At 50.0% G+C, this 17,600-nt stretch carries 16 protein-coding genes; 12 read left to right on the top strand and 4 right to left on the bottom strand.

Annotated features, from left to right (window positions below; genetic code table 11):
• From hisD to N5E87_RS09515, 11 genes are all read left to right on the top strand, one after another.
• The gene (gene hisD, locus N5E87_RS09565; protein WP_055648612.1) at positions 1-1,302 is read left to right on the top strand and encodes a histidinol dehydrogenase; all 1,302 of its coding nucleotides are present in this window, start codon (positions 1-3) and stop codon (positions 1,300-1,302) included.
• A gap of 66 nt (positions 1,303-1,368) precedes the next feature.
• Positions 1,369-2,559, top strand: coding sequence for a histidinol-phosphate transaminase (gene hisC, locus N5E87_RS09560; RefSeq protein ID WP_279775277.1), 1,191 nt, complete (start codon positions 1,369-1,371; stop codon positions 2,557-2,559).
• Between the two features lie 82 nt (positions 2,560-2,641).
• Positions 2,642-3,733, top strand: coding sequence for a bifunctional histidinol-phosphatase/imidazoleglycerol-phosphate dehydratase HisB (gene hisB / locus N5E87_RS09555; protein ID WP_086903653.1), 1,092 nt, complete (start codon positions 2,642-2,644; stop codon positions 3,731-3,733).
• 145 nt (positions 3,734-3,878) lie between these two features.
• Positions 3,879-4,529: an imidazole glycerol phosphate synthase subunit HisH gene (hisH, locus tag N5E87_RS09550; protein WP_086903652.1), complete on the top strand. Its 651-nt coding sequence runs from the start codon at positions 3,879-3,881 to the stop codon at positions 4,527-4,529.
• Between the two features lie 147 nt (positions 4,530-4,676).
• Positions 4,677-5,414, top strand: coding sequence for a 1-(5-phosphoribosyl)-5-[(5-phosphoribosylamino)methylideneamino]imidazole-4-carboxamide isomerase (gene hisA / locus N5E87_RS09545; protein WP_086903651.1), 738 nt, complete (start codon positions 4,677-4,679; stop codon positions 5,412-5,414).
• Positions 5,396-6,169: an imidazole glycerol phosphate synthase subunit HisF gene (gene hisF, locus N5E87_RS09540; RefSeq protein WP_086903650.1), complete on the top strand. Its 774-nt coding sequence runs from the start codon at positions 5,396-5,398 to the stop codon at positions 6,167-6,169. Before hisA ends, hisF begins: the two co-directional genes overlap by 19 nt.
• A gap of 44 nt (positions 6,170-6,213) precedes the next feature.
• On the top strand, positions 6,214-6,873 hold the full coding sequence (gene hisIE / locus N5E87_RS09535) for a bifunctional phosphoribosyl-AMP cyclohydrolase/phosphoribosyl-ATP diphosphatase HisIE (RefSeq protein ID WP_256657300.1): 660 nt from the start codon (positions 6,214-6,216) through the stop codon (positions 6,871-6,873).
• A gap of 665 nt (positions 6,874-7,538) precedes the next feature.
• Entirely contained in the window at positions 7,539-8,726 is a 1,188-nt protein-coding gene (locus tag N5E87_RS09530; RefSeq protein ID WP_086903649.1) for an aromatic amino acid transport family protein, read from the top strand.
• A gap of 257 nt (positions 8,727-8,983) precedes the next feature.
• Complete coding sequence (locus N5E87_RS09525) at positions 8,984-12,181, top strand: YdbH domain-containing protein (RefSeq protein WP_086903648.1); 3,198 nt, start codon at positions 8,984-8,986, stop codon at positions 12,179-12,181.
• 13 nt (positions 12,182-12,194) lie between these two features.
• Positions 12,195-12,395, top strand: coding sequence for a YnbE family lipoprotein (locus tag N5E87_RS09520; RefSeq protein ID WP_011622561.1), 201 nt, complete (start codon positions 12,195-12,197; stop codon positions 12,393-12,395).
• Positions 12,396-12,419: 24 nt separating this feature from the next.
• On the top strand, positions 12,420-12,770 hold the full coding sequence (locus tag N5E87_RS09515) for a YdbL family protein (protein WP_011626323.1): 351 nt from the start codon (positions 12,420-12,422) through the stop codon (positions 12,768-12,770).
• A 152-nt stretch (positions 12,771-12,922) separates the two neighbouring features.
• On the opposite strand, the gene N5E87_RS09510 is transcribed toward N5E87_RS09515, so the two are convergent.
• From N5E87_RS09510 to N5E87_RS09495, 4 genes are all read right to left on the bottom strand, one after another.
• On the bottom strand, positions 12,923-13,264 hold the full coding sequence (locus N5E87_RS09510; RefSeq protein ID WP_086903647.1) for a hypothetical protein: 342 nt from the start codon (positions 13,262-13,264) through the stop codon (positions 12,923-12,925).
• Positions 13,265-13,319: 55 nt separating this feature from the next.
• On the bottom strand, positions 13,320-14,105 hold the full coding sequence (locus N5E87_RS09505) for a trypsin-like serine protease (RefSeq protein WP_086903646.1): 786 nt from the start codon (positions 14,103-14,105) through the stop codon (positions 13,320-13,322).
• Positions 14,106-14,394: 289 nt separating this feature from the next.
• Complete coding sequence (gene fghA / locus N5E87_RS09500) at positions 14,395-15,234, bottom strand: S-formylglutathione hydrolase (RefSeq protein ID WP_011622558.1); 840 nt, start codon at positions 15,232-15,234, stop codon at positions 14,395-14,397.
• Positions 15,235-15,361: 127 nt separating this feature from the next.
• Complete coding sequence (locus N5E87_RS09495; RefSeq protein WP_011622557.1) at positions 15,362-16,501, bottom strand: S-(hydroxymethyl)glutathione dehydrogenase/class III alcohol dehydrogenase; 1,140 nt, start codon at positions 16,499-16,501, stop codon at positions 15,362-15,364.
• A 197-nt stretch (positions 16,502-16,698) separates the two neighbouring features.
• Here N5E87_RS09495 and N5E87_RS09490 point away from each other — a divergent pair, with 197 nt between their 5' ends.
• Positions 16,699-17,580 (top strand): LysR substrate-binding domain-containing protein, encoded by an 882-nt coding sequence (locus N5E87_RS09490; RefSeq protein ID WP_279775276.1) that lies wholly within the window; start codon positions 16,699-16,701, stop codon positions 17,578-17,580.
• Positions 17,581-17,600 lie beyond the last annotated feature (20 nt).

The following is a 17,600-nucleotide window of genomic DNA, read 5'->3' as shown; positions in this document are numbered from 1 at the left end:
ATGGATATTTTGACTTGGGCAGCGTTATCCGTCGATGCACAACAAGCCGCGCTCCAACGCTCACCTTTAATTGGTGACAGCGGCTTAGAACAAAGTGTTCGGGCCATTGTTGATGCCGTAGCTAGCCGTGGCGATGCGGCGCTAAAAGAGTTTAATCAAAAGTTTGATGGCTTTAATAGTGCCAATATCGACAGTCTGCGTTTAAGTGAAAGCGAGATTAGCGCCGCCAGCGCACGAGTCTCGACCGAACTTAAAGCCGCCATTGCCCAAGCGATGGCCAATATTGATGTGTTCCACAGCGCGCAGCAATTTCGCCCCATCGACATTGAAACCCAAGCGGGGGTTCGCTGCGAGCTTCGTAGCGAACCGATTGAAAAAGTCGGTTTATATATTCCCGGTGGCAGCGCCCCATTAATCTCAACCGTACTGATGTTGGCCCTGCCTGCCAAAATTGCTGGCTGCGAAAAACGCGTATTGGTGAGTCCGCCGCCGATTAACGATGCAATTGTGTATGCGGCAAACGCCTGTGGGATCACCGAAATCTATCAAGTGGGCGGCGCGCAGGCCATTGCCGCACTGGCCTTTGGCACTGAAACGATTCCCAGCGTCGATAAGATTTTTGGCCCAGGCAATCGTTATGTCACCGAAGCCAAGCGCTTAGTCTCGCAGGACGGTCGCTGCACTGTGTCTATTGATATGCCCGCAGGCCCTTCTGAGGTATTAGTGATTGCCGATAGCGATGCCAATGCGCAGTTTATTGCCGCAGATTTACTTTCGCAAGCAGAGCACGGCCCAGATTCGCAGGTCATTTTAGTCACGGATTCTGAGCCATTAGCACAAGCTGTCAATCAAGCGCTCGAGTCGCAACTGGCCGCCCTGCCGCGCCAAGAGATTGCTGCGACGGCCCTAAAAGGCAGCCGCACCATTTTGGTAAAAGATATGCAAGAAGCGGCGCTCGTTTCGAATTGCTATGGACCCGAACACTTAATTATTCAAACCCGCTTCCCACGGGACGTACTAAATCATATTCGCGCCGCAGGCTCAGTGTTTTTAGGGGCCTATACACCTGAATCGGTTGGGGATTATGCCAGTGGGACTAACCATGTATTGCCAACTTACGGTTATAGCCGCGCGGTATCTAGCCTCTCCTTGGCAGACTTTAGCCGCCGCTTTACGGTGCAAGAACTCAGTGCCAAGGGCCTGCTCGGACTCGGGCAAGCGGTAATGACCCTTGCCAGCAATGAGTTACTCGATGCCCATAAAAATGCGGTCGCGATACGCTTAGCCAGTCTTAAGGACTGATGGAAATAAGTAACGCAATCAACAGTACGCTTAATTAAAGCCATAGCAAGACTTAGGATGAATAGGATGAGCCAAGTGCCAACTAGCCAAGCAACAACGAGTAATGTGCCAGTGACAAATATTCAGAGCGCCAATAGCGCTAGCAATACTCTCGATAACAATACTCTCGATAAAATGGCAATCGAGCCAACAACCCTTGCCGCACGTCTTGCGCGGCCCGAGCTGCTCGAGTTAACACCGTACCAAAGTGCTCGCAGGCTAGGTGGTCGTGGGGATATTTGGATCAACGCTAACGAATCGCCCTTTAATAATGTTGCCGTCGGCGAACTCGATTTAACTAAGTTAAATCGTTACCCCGAGTGCCAACCGCCCGCGTTAATCAATGCCTATAGCCAATATAGCGGTGTAGTGGAAAGCAAAATTGTCGCCAGCCGCGGCGCCGATGAGGCCATCGAACTGCTGATCCGGGCCTTTTGTGTCCCAGGCATCGATTCCATTGCGACCTTTGGGCCCACTTACGGCATGTACGCCATTAGCGCGCAAACCTTTAATGTGGGCGTTAAGGCGTTAAGCTTAACGGCTGAATACGGTCTCCCATCCGACTTTGCAACGGCCACGCGCGGCGCTAAGTTAGTGTTTATCTGCAATCCCAATAACCCAACTGGCACTGTGATTGATAAGGCGCGCATAGAGCAAGCCATCCAAGCCCTACCCGACTCCATTGTCGTGGTCGATGAGGCTTATATCGAATTTTGCCCAGAATATAGCGTCGCGGATTTACTCGAGTCTTACCCAAATCTCGTTGTACTGCGCACCCTCTCAAAAGCCTTTGCCTTAGCAGGCGCGCGCTGCGGCTTTTTGCTTGCCAATGAAGAGATTATCGAAATCATCATGCGGGTAATTGCGCCCTATCCCGTGCCATTGCCCGTAAGTGAAGTGGCCGTGCAAGCGCTATCAGCTGCTGGGATTGCGCGGATGAAAACCCAAGTGAATGAGCTCAATACTCAGGGCGAGCGACTCGCGGCGGCGCTGAATTTGTACTGTGAGCAATGGGGCGGCGCCGTGCTAAAACCCAATGGCAACTATGTCTTAGCCGAGTTTGACGACGTAGCAACAGTGGCACAACTGCTTATCGACAATGGCATTGTCGCGCGGGCCTATAAGGACCCAAGGCTAGCTAAAGCCATTCGTTTTAGCTTTAGCTCTCAGTCTGACACCGACCGCTTAGTGTCGCTATTTGAATCGCAAAAGCTGTGAGCATTTAGCGCAAGTATTAACGCAGCATTGGCCTAATAGACTGATTTTATAAAGATAACAAACTGAATTGAAAGGTAGCAGCATGAACCCAGTATTTACCCCAAATGTCGCCCAGAAAATACTTTTTATCGACCGCGATGGCACCTTGATTGAAGAGCCCATCACCGACAAACAGGTCGATAGCCTCGCCAAACTGGTATTCGAGCCCCAAGTGATCCCCGCCTTACTGCGCCTGCAAAAAGCTGGCTTTAGGTTGGTGATGGTCAGCAATCAAGATGGACTCGGTACCCCTTCCTTCCCGCAGGAAGATTTCGATGCGCCGCACAATATGATGATGCAAATCCTCTCCAGCCAAGGGGTTAAGTTTGAAGATGTACTCATCTGCCCGCACTTTAACGATGAAAATTGCAGTTGCCGCAAACCAAAACTAGGGCTGGTGAAAGACTTTTTGACCCAAGGCACCATCGATTTTACCCAGTCCGCTGTGATTGGTGACAGACACACAGATGTGGAACTGGGCAATGCCATGGGGATTAAAAGCTTTCAATATCAGCGTGGCAGCCTAGGCTGGGACGCGATTGCCGATGCCTTACTCAACAAGGGCCGCACCGCGACTGTGGTACGCACCACCAAGGAAACCGATATTCGCGTGACTGTCGATCTCGACAATGCCAGCAAAGGCGCCATCAACACAGGCATTGGTTTCTTCGACCATATGCTGGATCAAATCGCCACCCACGGAAACTTCAAAATGGAGGTGAATGTCGATGGCGATCTCGAGATAGACGATCACCACAGCGTTGAAGACACGGCATTGGCGATTGGGGACGCACTGCGCCAAGCACTTGGCGATAAACGCGGTATTGCCCGTTTTGGTTTTAGTTTGCCTATGGATGAGGCCAAGGGCGAATGCTTACTCGATCTCTCCGGCAGGCCTTTTATCAAATTCGCCGCCCAATTTGAACGGGAAAAAGTCGGTGAAATGGCCACCGAAATGGTGCCGCACTTTTTCCGATCTTTTGCCGATGGCCTACGCTGCACCCTGCACGTCGCAGCCGAAGGAGATAACGATCACCACAAGGTCGAAGCGCTATTTAAAGTACTGGGCCGCGCGCTGCGTCAGGCAGTCAAAGTTGAAGGCGATGTGTTGCCATCGAGTAAAGGCGTGCTCTAACACCTCACTCAACCTGAGTTAGGTGTGTAATGACCTAATGCAGATTGATTAACGAATAATACAAAGTCTGATGATTTTAACGAGGGGCAGTTTCGGGATGCGGCGACAAACCGCTTCCCCACTGACCCATCAATAGGAAAACCCAATGTCAGCAAACATAGATGAATTTGATGTTGTCATCATAGACACAGGTTGCGCCAACTTAAGCTCGGTCCGTTTCGCCTTTGAGCGCCTCGGCGCTAAGGTGTTAGTCACCGATGACAAAGCCAGCATTAAAGCCGCTAAACGTGTGGTACTGCCAGGTGTCGGCAGCGCTGGCGCCGCGATGGCTTCATTATCTGAAAAAGCCTTAATCGAATTAATTCGAGGGTTAACTCAACCCGTGCTAGGCGTCTGCTTAGGGATGCAAATGCTCACCCTGCTCTCTAAAGAACGTGGCGGCCAAGCGCTGGATTGCCAATGCTTAGGCATTATTCCAACTGAGATCGACGAGCTAGACCGTCAAATACTGAAGGCCGAAGGTTTACCTCTGCCTCACATGGGCTGGAACCAATTGACTTTTAGCAATCCGTCTCAGGTTCACCCGCTGTTTGCCGGTGTTCCAGCCGGCAGTTATGTGTATTTTGTGCACAGCTACCGCGCGCCATTAAGCGACTACACCTTGGCACAATGCCGTTATGGTGAGGACTTTAGCGCCGCCATCGGTAAAGACAACTTTATGGGCGTGCAATTTCACCCCGAGAAGAGCGCCGCCGTGGGCGCACAAATCCTAGGTAACTTTTTAAAAATGCAGTAAATGCAATCGCTTATTAGCTTTTGACTGAGCTAAGTGTGTGGAAGCTAAGTTTCTGGAACCTAAGTTTGGCTGAGCCAGCTTTTTTCAGCCACAACATGCAGCAATAAAGCGCGGCAGCAAATGCGCCAAAAGAATTAAGGACAACAGATGATCATTCCAGCAATTGATTTAATTGATGGCAAGGTAGTTAGGCTCTACCAAGGGGATTATGGGCAGCAGACCACCTTCGATTTAAGCCCGCTGGCCCAGTTGCAATCCTACCAAGACCAAGGGGCAAACTGGCTGCATATCGTGGATTTAACCGGCGCGAAAGATCCTACAAAACGCCAAACGGCTTTGATTGCTAAGCTGACTGCGGGGCTTAACGCCAATATTCAAGTGGGCGGCGGGATCCGCACTGAAGAACAAGTCGCCGAGTTATTATCCCTTGGGGTTAAACGCGTGGTGATTGGCTCGCTCGCCGTCAAAGAGCCCGAGTTAGTCAAGGGCTGGTTTAACAAGTTTGGCAGTGAGGCTATTTGCCTCGCACTGGATGTCAATATTAATCAAAGCGGCGAGAAAATCGTCGCGGTTTCTGGCTGGCAAAGCGGTGGCGGTAAGAGTCTAGAATCTATCGTCGAAGACTTTAGCCAAATTGGGCTTAAACATGCGCTGGTGACTGACATCAGCCGCGATGGCACCCTCACAGGCGCCAATACAGAGCTTTACCGCGAGCTATCCAGCCGCTATCCCCATATCGCGTGGCAAGCCTCGGGCGGCATTGCCACCCTTGAAGATGTTGCCGCCGTCAGAGACAGTGGCGCCGCGGGCATCATTATCGGTAAAGCTTTACTTATCAATCAGTTTAATGTGGCGGAGGCAATCCAATGCTGGCCAAACGAATAGTCCCCTGTTTAGATGTGAAAGATGGCTGCGTGGTCAAGGGCGTACAGTTTCGCAACCATGAAATTGTTGGCGACATAGTGCCACTCGCGGCGCGTTACGCCGCAGAGGGCGCCGACGAACTGGTGTTTTACGATATCACCGCCAGTGCCCATGACCGTGTGGTCGATAAGTCTTGGGTGAGCCGAGTGGCGGAGCAAATTGATATCCCCTTCTGCGTTGCCGGAGGCATTAAAACCATCGGCCAAGCCCGGGAGTTACTGGCCTTTGGCGCGGATAAGATTTCAGTAAACTCACCCGCTCTTAGCGATCCGAGTTTAATCTCACGCCTGCAGGATGAATTTGGCCGTCAATGCATAGTGATCGGCATAGACTCTTTTTATGATGCGGCAAGCGACAGTTATAAAGTGAAGCAATTTACCGGCGATGAAGCCGCCACCAAAGAAACCGCTTGGTACACTCAGGATTGGGTCGAAGAAGTACAAAAACGCGGCTGCGGCGAAATCGTGCTCAACGTGATGAACCAAGATGGCGTGCGCTGTGGCTATGATATCAAACAGTTAAGCCTAGTACGCCAGCTGTGCGATGTGCCCTTAATCGCCTCGGGCGGCGCTGGCACTATGGCGCATTTTCGCGATGTGTTTATCGAGGCGAAGGTGGATGCAGCGCTGGCGGCCAGCGTATTCCATAAAGCCATTATCAATATCGGCGAGTTAAAACAGTATTTAGCGGCCGAAGGCATCGCCATTCGCCAGTAACTCAACATCAGTAGCGATTGATAGAAATAATAAGGTATGCAGATATGACAACTGGAACCACTTCAAGCTGTTGCCAAGGCGCTGCAAGCGCAGAACTGGTCAATAGCCTCGACTGGGAAAAACAACAGGGGCTTATCCCAGCGGTTATCCAAAATCACCTATCGGGCAAAGTGTTAATGCTCGGATTTATGGATAAAGCCGCGCTGCAGCAAACGCTGGCGACCGGAGATGTGACGTTTTTTAGCCGCTCTAAGCAACGTTTATGGACCAAGGGCGAAACCTCGGGCCATACCCTAAAATTGGTTGCCATCGATAAAGACTGTGATAACGACAGCCTGCTGGTGCAGGTGTTGCCCAATGGCCCAACCTGCCATAAAGGCACCGAAAGCTGCTGGCTCGATGGCAATGCTCACCCGTTTTTAAACAATCTAGCCGAGCTTATCGCCTCTCGTAAGGGGCAAAACCCAGAGTCGAGCTACACCGCTTCCCTTTTTGCCCGTGGCACCAAACGCATCGCCCAAAAAGTCGGTGAAGAAGGATTAGAAACCGCCTTGGCCGCGGCAACTCACGATAAAGAAGAGCTGATTAACGAGGCATCGGATCTGGTGTATCACTTGTTAGTATTGCTTGAAGATCAATCACTAAGCTTAAGTGATATTAACGCCAACTTGCTTGCCCGCCATCAAAAAGCGCAGCAAAAGTAGTCCGCTTTCAAACCTCGCAGTACCTCTCTGCCGCATTCCTTTTGGTCTACGGCAGAGTACTCTTGATTTTGCATTCAGTTACGGCCTATTCACTTGCCGTAACCAACAAAAGTTCAGCCTCCATAATCCACCTTGCTACTCTTAACCTCTGCTAAAAACGGCACGACGTCACACAAATTGTACACTTGGCCCCTGACAAAAAATCAGCAAAATACTGTTGTAATGGTTGACAAGTACACCTTAACTGCCTATCGTAGCCTGCGTCCTCGAACCCGCACGAGGCATTGACGCAACTTATTAACATTTAAGACAAATTTAAAAACAGGCGAATTGTCTTCGTTATGTGATGTGATCAAGCAATTCGATGTGGTCAAGTCACTCGATGTTATTAAGTGCCGAATTAACCCCAAGCAAAGGCGAGTTTTATGCGTATTACCACAGCTTATTATCCCTATCTGTAGCCGCAATGGCATAGATAGGCACACTCGCCTGACCTTCCATTGTGGCCATATCCCCAACGATCCGCAGATTGCGCCACGATCACAATACAGGTACACCCACGTACCCTTTAGTTCTCAGTATCACGCGCCACTCTGCATTGCTCCTCAATAAAGCACTCATCTGAGACAGTTGAGCCATTAAAAACGACGTTTGAGCGTAAAGTTATGACACAAAATAAATTTTTCGGTAGTTTGCTACTGATTGCAGGCACCACCATTGGCGCGGGTATGCTCGCACTCCCTATCGCCTCTGCAGGACTCGGTTTTGGTGTATCGAGCCTGATTATGTTGCTTCTCTGGGCGCTGATGGCCTACACCGCCCTGCTTATGGTTGAAATCCATCAATTTGCCCCGATTGATGCGAGCCTGAACCAATTAGCCCGCACGCTTTTGGGCGCTAAGGGCCAAGTGATTGCCAGTGTTGCCCTCATGTTTTTACTCTACGCCCTGTGCGCCGCCTATATCGCGGGTGGCGGCGAGCAAGTCAATCAAAAGCTCAATGCATGGTTAGGGTTAGATCTGCCACCGCAGGCGGGCGCCATCTTCTTTACCCTGTTAATCGGCACCATTGTCGGTTTAGGCACCCATTGTGTCGATTTGATCAATCGCGTGCTCTTTAGCTTGAAAATCATTGCGTTAATCCTAATGCTGGCCCTATTACTGCCGCAGGTCGAAGGCACACATTTACTCGAGTTGCCACTAGAGCAAGGACTTATCGTGTCGGCCATTCCAGTGATTTTTACCTCCTTTGGTTTTCATGGCTCGATTCCGTCCGTGGTGCGCTACTTAGGCGTTGAGGTAAAAAGCCTGCGTAAAATCATGCTGCTCGGCTCGGCGTTACCGCTACTGATTTACCTGCTGTGGCAACTGGGCAGCCAAGGCGTACTCAGTCAAAGCCAACTGATGACGAATCAGAGTCTTTCAGGCTTTATCAATCAGTTAGCCAGTGTACTGCACAGCCAATACTTAAGTTCTGCCATCAGTGTGTTTGCCGATCTGGCGCTGGCCACCTCCTTTTTAGGGGTGAGCCTCGGTCTGTTTGACTTTATGGCGGCGAACTTAAGGCAGCAGGATAATGCCGCGGGTCGCAGTGTTACCGCCGCCATTACCTTCGTGCCTCCTCTGGGTTTTGCCCTCTTTTACCCGCAGGGATTTATTACCGCCCTCGGTTATGCGGCAATCGCCCTCGTGATCCTCGCGATTTTTTTACCCGTGGCCATGGTGTGGGTACAAAGACAAACGCGCGATAAAGCGAACTTGCCACAGGGTTACCGCGTCGCAGGGGGGAAGCTCGGTTTACTGTTAGCGATGCTCTGCGGAGTGGCCGTGATTGGCGCTCAGCTCTTGGGATAAGCTGTACGGATAAACAATCGGGATAAACGCTATTTTAGCTAAAGCCATATAAGTGCCTGTAAAATCAAGATGAATAATGACAGGCACTCAATCTTGCTACGCGCAAGATTGCCAAGTTCTTTATTAGTCAGCCAGCGGCTTGAGTGTTAAACTGCCGCTAATCCCGCTTGCCGCTCAGCATCGGCAGCCCCAAATCGCCTCACGCTCCCACGGGGAACAATAGAAGGCGCTGATGATAAGGATGACATTCGAACCCCATGGTTAACACGCCGACATCGCCAGAACAGGAGACTGCCGAGCACGCGTATCAGGCGATGCCTCAAGAAGCGACGGCGGCCGCAGCGCCAGATTCGGCGCACCGCCGCGGTTCTACACTCAAAAAGCGCTTAAAACAAAGCCTTATTGCCACCACTGTGGCGGGCCTGTTAGCTGGCGCGGCGCTAACCATTTGGATAGTCAACAGTCAAACCGAAGCCCTGATCCTTCGCGTCGCGAATTATGCCTTAAGCGGCATGGACGGTGAGCTTAGCGATATTCGTTTAGGCCCCATGGGTTTAGAACATTGGCACATTCACTCTGCGAGCCTGCGTGTACATGACTCGCATTTAGTGATCAATAACCTGGATATTCAGCTTGAACTCAACTGGCCCAAAAGCCTTGAAGAACTGAAGCAACTTGTCCAAGTTGAGAGTTTAACTCAAAAAATCAAGCGCATTAGCACGGGCGAGATAGACGTTGAACTCGGCGCATCGCTGCTGGAGCGAAGCCCCACCATCGCCGATGAACAAACGCCAGCGTTGGCGTTAAATATCAAATCCTTACCTTTAATTGATATAGGTAAAACCACACTCAGATTAGCGCCGCAGGCAGAGCTTCCGGCCTATCAGCTGGTGATGGATAAACTCAGCCTCAATCATCAAGCTGAATTAACCACAGCCTTTAGCAGCACTGAGGGTGAGCCATTAGCCCAGCTTGCCGCGACGCTTGGCAACGAACAATGGCGCTTGAAGAGCGAACTGAATATCGCGCCGCTACTGGAAAACCTGCATCAAATTGGTCTGCGCCAAACCCAAGGGAGCATCCTCAACCAATTAACCCAGTGGGATCAACAGTGGCAACAACTTGGGATAGGATTAAGTGGGCAACTCAGTTCTGAGAGCACGATGACACTCGCCAGCGGCGAAATCACAAGCCGACACCGCATTCAGCAGCCCAGCATCAGCTTAAGCCATTTTGCCGACTTAACGCTCGCGCCCCAGCCAGCTTTGGGGTTTGAGCTTAGTGGATCACTTGCTTCACTTAATCTCACCCTCGAGCCCTTTGGTCTTGCGCTCACACCCAATGCGGCACAACATACGCAGCTATTAGCGGCACTTAATCAGTCACTGCAATTGAGCGATGAAAACTCTCAAGCGCTCCTTACCCTGCTGTCGGGGCTTAAAAGCACCGAGGCGCCCGTGGGCCTTGCCTTTTCGATGACAGCGCCACTGCATTATGCTATGGCATCTCAAGCGAGCAGCCATGAACCCATAGCGCTGCCCGCATTCGAGTTAAGCACCTTAGGCAGTAAGCTTGACACACGTATTCACTTACAAGATATCCAGTTAACGCCCGCGCCAGATGCTTGGAAGGTCGCGAGCAGTTGGCAATTGGCACTTACGCAAACGACACCGCTGTCGCTGCGGGAACTCTGGCACGCAGCACCGCAGGATTTCAGTTGGGGCGCGGGAATGCTGCAAACGGCGGGACATGTCAGCGTTGCTCAGTCACCTCAAGGGCTGAATTGGCAAGTGAGCACAGCGCCTGTGACGAGTGACTCGAATGTCTCAAGCGATACCTTACAATTTGCACTTGAAGATCTACAGCTACAGCAAACTGCGCAAGCCGCCGAGCATCAAACTAAACAGACGCAGTTAAGCCTTGGTAATATTCAGCTCAACGCTAAGGCTCCCATGACCGCGAGTGCTACCCCGTTAGCGACTCAGGATACGACTGGCGCGCAATCAACCGAGTTTGCCTTCAATCTACCGCCGCTCTCTCTCGCCCTGTCGCAGCTGCGCGTGAGCCAAGCGGTAGACAATCTTGCAGGCACCGCCGCGAGCGCAATGCAGAGCAGTCGCAACGATATTAGCCTCAAGACGTTCTCCCTTGAGACATCAAAGGCGATGACCCTCGATTACTCCTCGCTGCAATCCATTGAAAATGCTATTCAATCGAGTCAGTTGAGTAATCAAGTGAACTGGCAAGCGCAGCAACTCTTGATTGAAAAGCAGCTCAGCGCCAAAGGCCGCACACGTAAACAGACTGTGCTTAAACTGGATAATTTGGCACTCGCGCAGACGTTAAACTGGCAAAACCAACGTCTTCACGGCCATGAACAGTGGCAAGTCGGCACAGTTGAGCTGCAAAGCGACCATCAATTACAGTTCGCCGCGCCTCACAAACCACTGCTGTTAACGGGCCAGTGGGTTGTCGATACCAGCATGACAGAAGCGCTATCTTTGCTTAATCAAACCCAGCCCTTGCCCACTGAGTTAAATGTGACAGGCCATAACCAATTACAGGCACAATTTAAGCTGACACATGAGCCAGAGCAGACTCAATTTGCCATGCAAATTACCCAGTCGATGACAGAGCTGGAAGGTTTTTATCAAGACACGACCTTTGAAGGCGGGAAATTACAGGCCCAATGCGAGTTCACTTGGGGGCAATCCTATAAGGCGCCGCAAGCACCAGGCTATTTCAGCAGTTTAAGCCGACTTAACTGCCCGCAGACCGTGATGACCTTTAACTTGTTCGATCCCGGCTTTCCCTTGACCGATATCGAAGTGGAGGCCGATATTGCCCTCGCCAAGGATGCCGAAAAGCTTCCCGACAATTGGCTGCAACAACTCACGGGCTTGAGTGATACCGACGTGTCGATGACTGCTAAGGGCAAAGTATTGAGCGGCCAGTTCTTACTGCCTGATTTTAATTTAAAATTACAGGACAAATCCCACGCCTATCTATTATTGCAGGGCATGAGCCTTGAGGAAGTGCTGCGCATTCAGCCGCAAATTGGTATCTATGCCGATGGTATTTTCGATGGTGTATTACCCGTGGATTTGGTCGATGGCAAAGTCTCGATCAGCGGTGGCCAGTTGGCGGCCCGTGCGCCCGGTGGCCTTATTGCGATTTCGGGCAATCCGGCGGTCGATCAAATGCGTCAATCACAACCTTATCTCGACTTTGTATTTTCGGCACTAGAACATTTAGAATACAGCCAGTTATCCAGTAGTTTCGATATGGATCAAACCGGTGATGCCAACCTCTTAGTGGAAGTCAAAGGCCGCAGCCAAGGGATTGAACGCCCCATCCACTTGAATTACTCTCATGAAGAGAACATGCTGCAATTATTCAGGAGTCTTCAGATTGGTAACGATCTGCAGGACAGAATCGAAAAATCCGTGAAGTAACAAGGAAACCTCAGTGAAGATCATTCAATTACAGCAAGTGAGTTTAGGTGCATTGCTGCTACTGGCGGCATTGCAAGGCTGTGCGCCAACGGTAAAGATTGAGCCGCCTGATAAACCGATTGTGATTAATCTCAATGTGAAAATTGAACACGAGATAAAAATCAAAGTGGATAAGGAGCTAGATCAGCTTCTATCAGATGATAAGTTGTTCTAATCACTAAGAATTGAGGAATATACAATGAAATCAATGCCACTCAAAACCCTGCTACAAAAGCCAACATTACTCCTGTTGCTCGGCCTGAGTTTATTCAGCTTAAATGCCTTTGCAATGTCACTACAGGAAGCCAAATCCCAAGGTTACTTAGGTGAGCAGCTCAATGGCTATTTGGGCCTAGTGCAAAATAATAGCGAGGCCAAAGCCGTGATGGACGATGTGAACAACAAACGCCGCGCCCATTACGAAACCATCGCTAAAAAGAACAATATCTCCGCCGCCGATGTGGCCAAACTTGCCGGTGAAAAAGCCATCGCCGCCACAGATAAAGGCAACTATGTGCAAAACGCCCAAGGAAAATGGGTTAAAAAGTAGAGAGTTAACACTGCTTAGTGACTAAGCACGGACAAACACGCCTGCAATTGCAGGCGTTTTTGTATCAAGCATATCTTGTAGATTGCCCCTCTCAATGCGATTGCACTTGCTAAAATCCTAAGAGATGGAGAGAAATTTGTGCGTGATTTGTACTACTGAGTGATATACAGTTCTTCAACCACGAAATACCAGCCTTGTTTCTGCATACATTGGACGAGTAAAACACTTCGAAGTGCGTGGCTTGGCAATATTTCAGCGGATGAGCGCAATTGTTCCAAGCACAAATTCAGAGCCTGAACTTGCTCAGCTTGTTGCTCAGCCGTCATCTGGTGAGCTCCTTCATTGCCCATTGGTGCCCATGATTTAAAGTAACCAAGGTGGGGCGCTATCAATTCAAGCCCCGTCAACTCTTGGCTTGTTTGTTCATAGGTCCCCTTCGTATTGCAACCAAACAACATGGCCAGTGAACAACACAAAATCGGTAGTTTACCCATAGTTTCCTAAAGCTGATAAGTTGAGGTTAAGCCAACATTGTACATAGGTTATCAATTAGCTATCAGAGCAGCCAGCGAGCACAATCTTTGATGCCTGAAATAAGGTTTGCTCAATCCAATCCCGAAAATATGAAATACGTGAGTAATGTTCAATCACGCCATACTTGCCCTCTTCCCAATTGGTTGACTCGGCATTTTGCCATGAGCTGACACCGATAAGACAAACTGAATCGGCCGATGTGAGATACGCGGGGCCGCCCGAATCTCCTGGGCCACTAATCCCCTCCAATGGTAAGGCATTCGCGTCGCGGTCAAAGATAAATTGCAGCCATTGCTCCTGCCCCCCGACCACGGCATTGTGTGCTGCGCGTAATTGTTTGTCGGCCCCCGCAACGCCCACCAGCCCATTACCATAATCGCCACGTCCGACGAAGGTAGCGATTTTGCCCGTTTCGGTTGTGGCATGATTCAATCTAGCGAGTGTTGCATCCTCAATGGGAGAAGCCAATTGAACCAAGGCAATATCGTAGGGAAAGTGCCTTTCTTTCCAAAGTGGATGTTTTATCACGTCTTTAATCGGGTAAAAATCCGTTTTAAATTGCACCTTATTGCCGACCGTTAGCTCATTAGCCACGTGCGCCGCCGTCACAATCCATTGCTTATCGATAAGGCTGCCAGTACCAAGCACGATTTCATCGCCTTTATAAAGTCCTAAAAAGCTGACCGTCGAATTATCGCTTTGCGCCGCCGCTTGATATTTCGCGTCATCCACATCATGCCTGATAATCATGGCATTGGCGGTACTGGTTATCGCCAGTAACAGTACGAACATCCATTTCATATTGAACTCCTATCCTTGCGTATATTTATTCGCCAATATTGTGTGATGAGAATATCGAGAATAAATCATCATTAATGTCGAGAACTTAACAGCTTTTTCTCATTTGAGATATAGCCGCGGCATCAAGATTATTCAGGCGTGATTGATCAACATGACATGTTGAATGACATCGCAATTTATCCGTAGAAAATAAAAGCGCAGCGAACTTGTGTTCACCGCGCTTTTTAATATTTACCCCTAGGCTTTAACTCTAAAGTTTAATCCTGAAAGGGGTTAACGATTGGCAGCCTTATTTAAAATACAAGCTATGGAATTTAAGGTGCTCTTCAATAAAGCTCGCAATAAAATAATAGCTATGGTCGTACCCCGCCTGCATACGTAAATCTAAGGGGTAGCCTTTTGCTTTGGCAATATCACTAAGCGTTTGTGGCATCAGTTGCGCCTCTAAAAAGCTGTCGGCATCACCTTGGTCGACTAATACAGGCACTTCATTAATCGCCAGTTTTAGCAACTCACAGGCATCGTATTGGCGCCAATGCTCACGATTTTCCCCTAAATACTCGGTAAAGGCTTTAATCCCCCAAGGCGCATTGCTTGGATTGCTGATCGGACTAAAGGCCGAGATTGAACTGTATCTGTGGGGATTAGTTAACCCTATTACTAACGCGCCGTGCCCGCCCATGGAGTGGCCAGAAATAGCGCGCTGCCCGGTTACGGGGAAATTCGCTTCAATCAGCGCAGGCAGCTCATGCACTATATAGTCGTACATTTTATAGTGGCGATTCCAAGGCGCTCTGGTCGCGTTTAAATAAAACCCCGCGCCAAGACCTAAGTCATAGGCTTTATCCGGCGCATCGGCAACATCATCGCCACGAGGACTCGTATCGGGGGCGACGATAGCCATTCCCAACTGAGCCGCAATACGCTGCGCGCCCGCCTTCTGCATAAAGTTTTCGTCGGTACAGGTGAGACCCGATAGCCAATACAACACAGGCACAGGTTTGTTGGCCGCCTCGGGTGGCAAGTAAATCGCAAAGCGCATCTCGCAATTCAGCGCCTGAGATTGATGGCGATACTGTTTGTGCCAACCACCAAAACTCTTGTTACAGCTGATATTTTCTATGGTCATTTCAATCCCTTTCCTGTTCACTTTCAGCATTTAGCTTGCCGTTCAAAACCCTATCACAAGCTTAAAACGCATAAGCAGCAGATAAGCCGTTAGCGGTTATCTGCTGCTGTGATGGCAAACCGAGCGTTTATTTATCGAAATGGATCACGCTGCGAATGCTCTTGCCCTCATGCATCAAGTCGAAGGCTTCGTTAACTTGCTCAAGTCCCATAGTGTGGGTGATAAAGTCATCGAGCTTAAACTCACCTGCGAGGTATTGTTCAACGATTTTAGGTAATTGCGAACGCCCTTTCACGCCACCGAAGGCAGAACCGCGCCATACGCGGCCCGTCACCAGTTGGAATGGACGGGTGGAGATCTCCTGCCCTGCACCCGCAACACCAATGATCACTGACTCGCCCCAGCCCTTGTGGCAACACTCGAGCGCGCTGCGCATCACATTGACATTACCGATACATTCGAAGGAGTAATCCACGCCGCCATCGGTCATCTCGACAATCACTTCTTGAATAGGTTTGTCGAAATGTTTCGGATTAATACAATCGGTAGCCCCTAATTTACGGGCAAGTTCGAATTTGGATTCGTTAATATCGATGGCAATGATCCGGCTGGCTTTGGCCATGGTCGCACCAATAATGGCCGAAAGACCGATACCACCAAGGCCAAAAATCGCCACGGTCGCGCCTTCTTCCACCTTAGCGGTGTTCATCACGGCGCCCATACCTGTCGTCACACCACAACCCAGCAGACAGATCTCTTCTAATGGCGCGGTTTTATTGACCTTAGCCAATGAAATCTCAGGTAATACAGTGTATTCAGAGAAGGTAGAACAGCCCATATAATGGAAAATTGGCTGGCCATCTTTATAGAAACGCGTGGTGCCATCTGGCATTAAACCTTTGCCTTGGGTCGCACGGATCTTCTGGCACAGGTTTGTTTTGCCCGATAAACAGAATTTACATTCGCCGCATTCTGGCGTGTAAAGTGGGATCACATGGTCGCCTACCTGCACGCTGGTCACGCCTTCGCCCACTTGCTCAACAATACCGCCGCCTTCATGGCCGAGGATCGCTGGGAACACGCCTTCCGGATCGTCACCACTTAAGGTAAACGCATCGGTATGGCATACCCCAGTCGCCACGATGCGAACTAACACTTCGCCAGCTTTAGGTAACATCACATCGACTTCTTCAATCTTGAGCGGCTGTCCCGGCCCCCAGGCCACGGCGGCCTTTGACTTGATAAACTGTGGTTTTTCGTTCGACATGCTTGCCTTTCCTTCTCTTAATCAATGGGCTTATCGATTTACGGCTTATCCTAGCCCGACTCGCTTGTAAGCATAGATTGGGGCGAACGGATAAGCTTAAAAAAATAATGTGCAGTAATGCAGTCACTAGATTGTATTTATTTCCTGAGGATTGATAATCTAGCATTTTGGCAATTCATTTTTACCAAGGAGTAATAATGTACCTTTGGGATGGCATATCAGAATTTGTGGCAGTAGCCGAAGCCGAGAATTTTACCTTGGCGGCGCAGCGCCTCAATGTGTCCACCGCCCACGTGAGTCGGCAAATCGGCGCGCTGGAAAATCGCCTCGGCACTAAGCTGTTTTACCGTACGACTCGCAAGGTATCCCTCACCGAAGAAGGCACGATTTATTATCGCCATTGCCGCCAGTTGCAGACAGGACTCGAGGAGGCCGAGCGAGCCATTACCGATCTAAAAGGCTCGCCCCAAGGACTGGTGAAACTCACCGCGCCCGTGGCCTACGGCGAAAAATTTATCATGCCATTACTCAATGATTTTATGGTGCAGTATCCCAGTGTGGAATTTAATGTCGACTTGACCAACCGAACCTTAGACTTGATTGAGGGCGGCTATGATTTGGCCATTCGCCTCGGCAAACTCGCCGACTCCAGCCTGATGGCCAAACCCTTGAGTAGCCGCACCCATTATGTGGCCGCCTCACCCAGTTACGTTGAAAAATACGGTGAACCCCATACGCTTTCGGAATTAAATCAACATAATTGCCTGATCGGGAATCACAATTACTGGCGCTTTATCGAAAATAGCCGCGAGCGCAATATCAAGGTACGTGGCAACCTTATCTGCAACAGCGGTTATGCCCTGCGGGATGCTGCGTTAAAGGGCATAGGGATAGTGCAACTCCCTGATTATTATATTGAGGAGGACATTCATGCAGGTAAACTCATCTCCTTCCTCGACGCCCACCGCGAAGCCAAGGAAGGGATTTGGGCGCTCTACCCCCAGAATCGTCACCTGAGCGCCAAAGTGCGGGTATTAGTGGATTATCTGGCGGAAAAACTAGCGACAGTGAATGAATAGCGACTAATCCATTGTAGCGA

The organism is Shewanella sp. GD03713 (assembly GCF_029843705.1).
GTDB lineage: Bacteria > Pseudomonadota > Gammaproteobacteria > Enterobacterales > Shewanellaceae > Shewanella.
The sequence above is the reverse complement of the archived record's forward strand: the minus strand, read 5'-3'. Positions and strand labels throughout refer to the sequence as shown.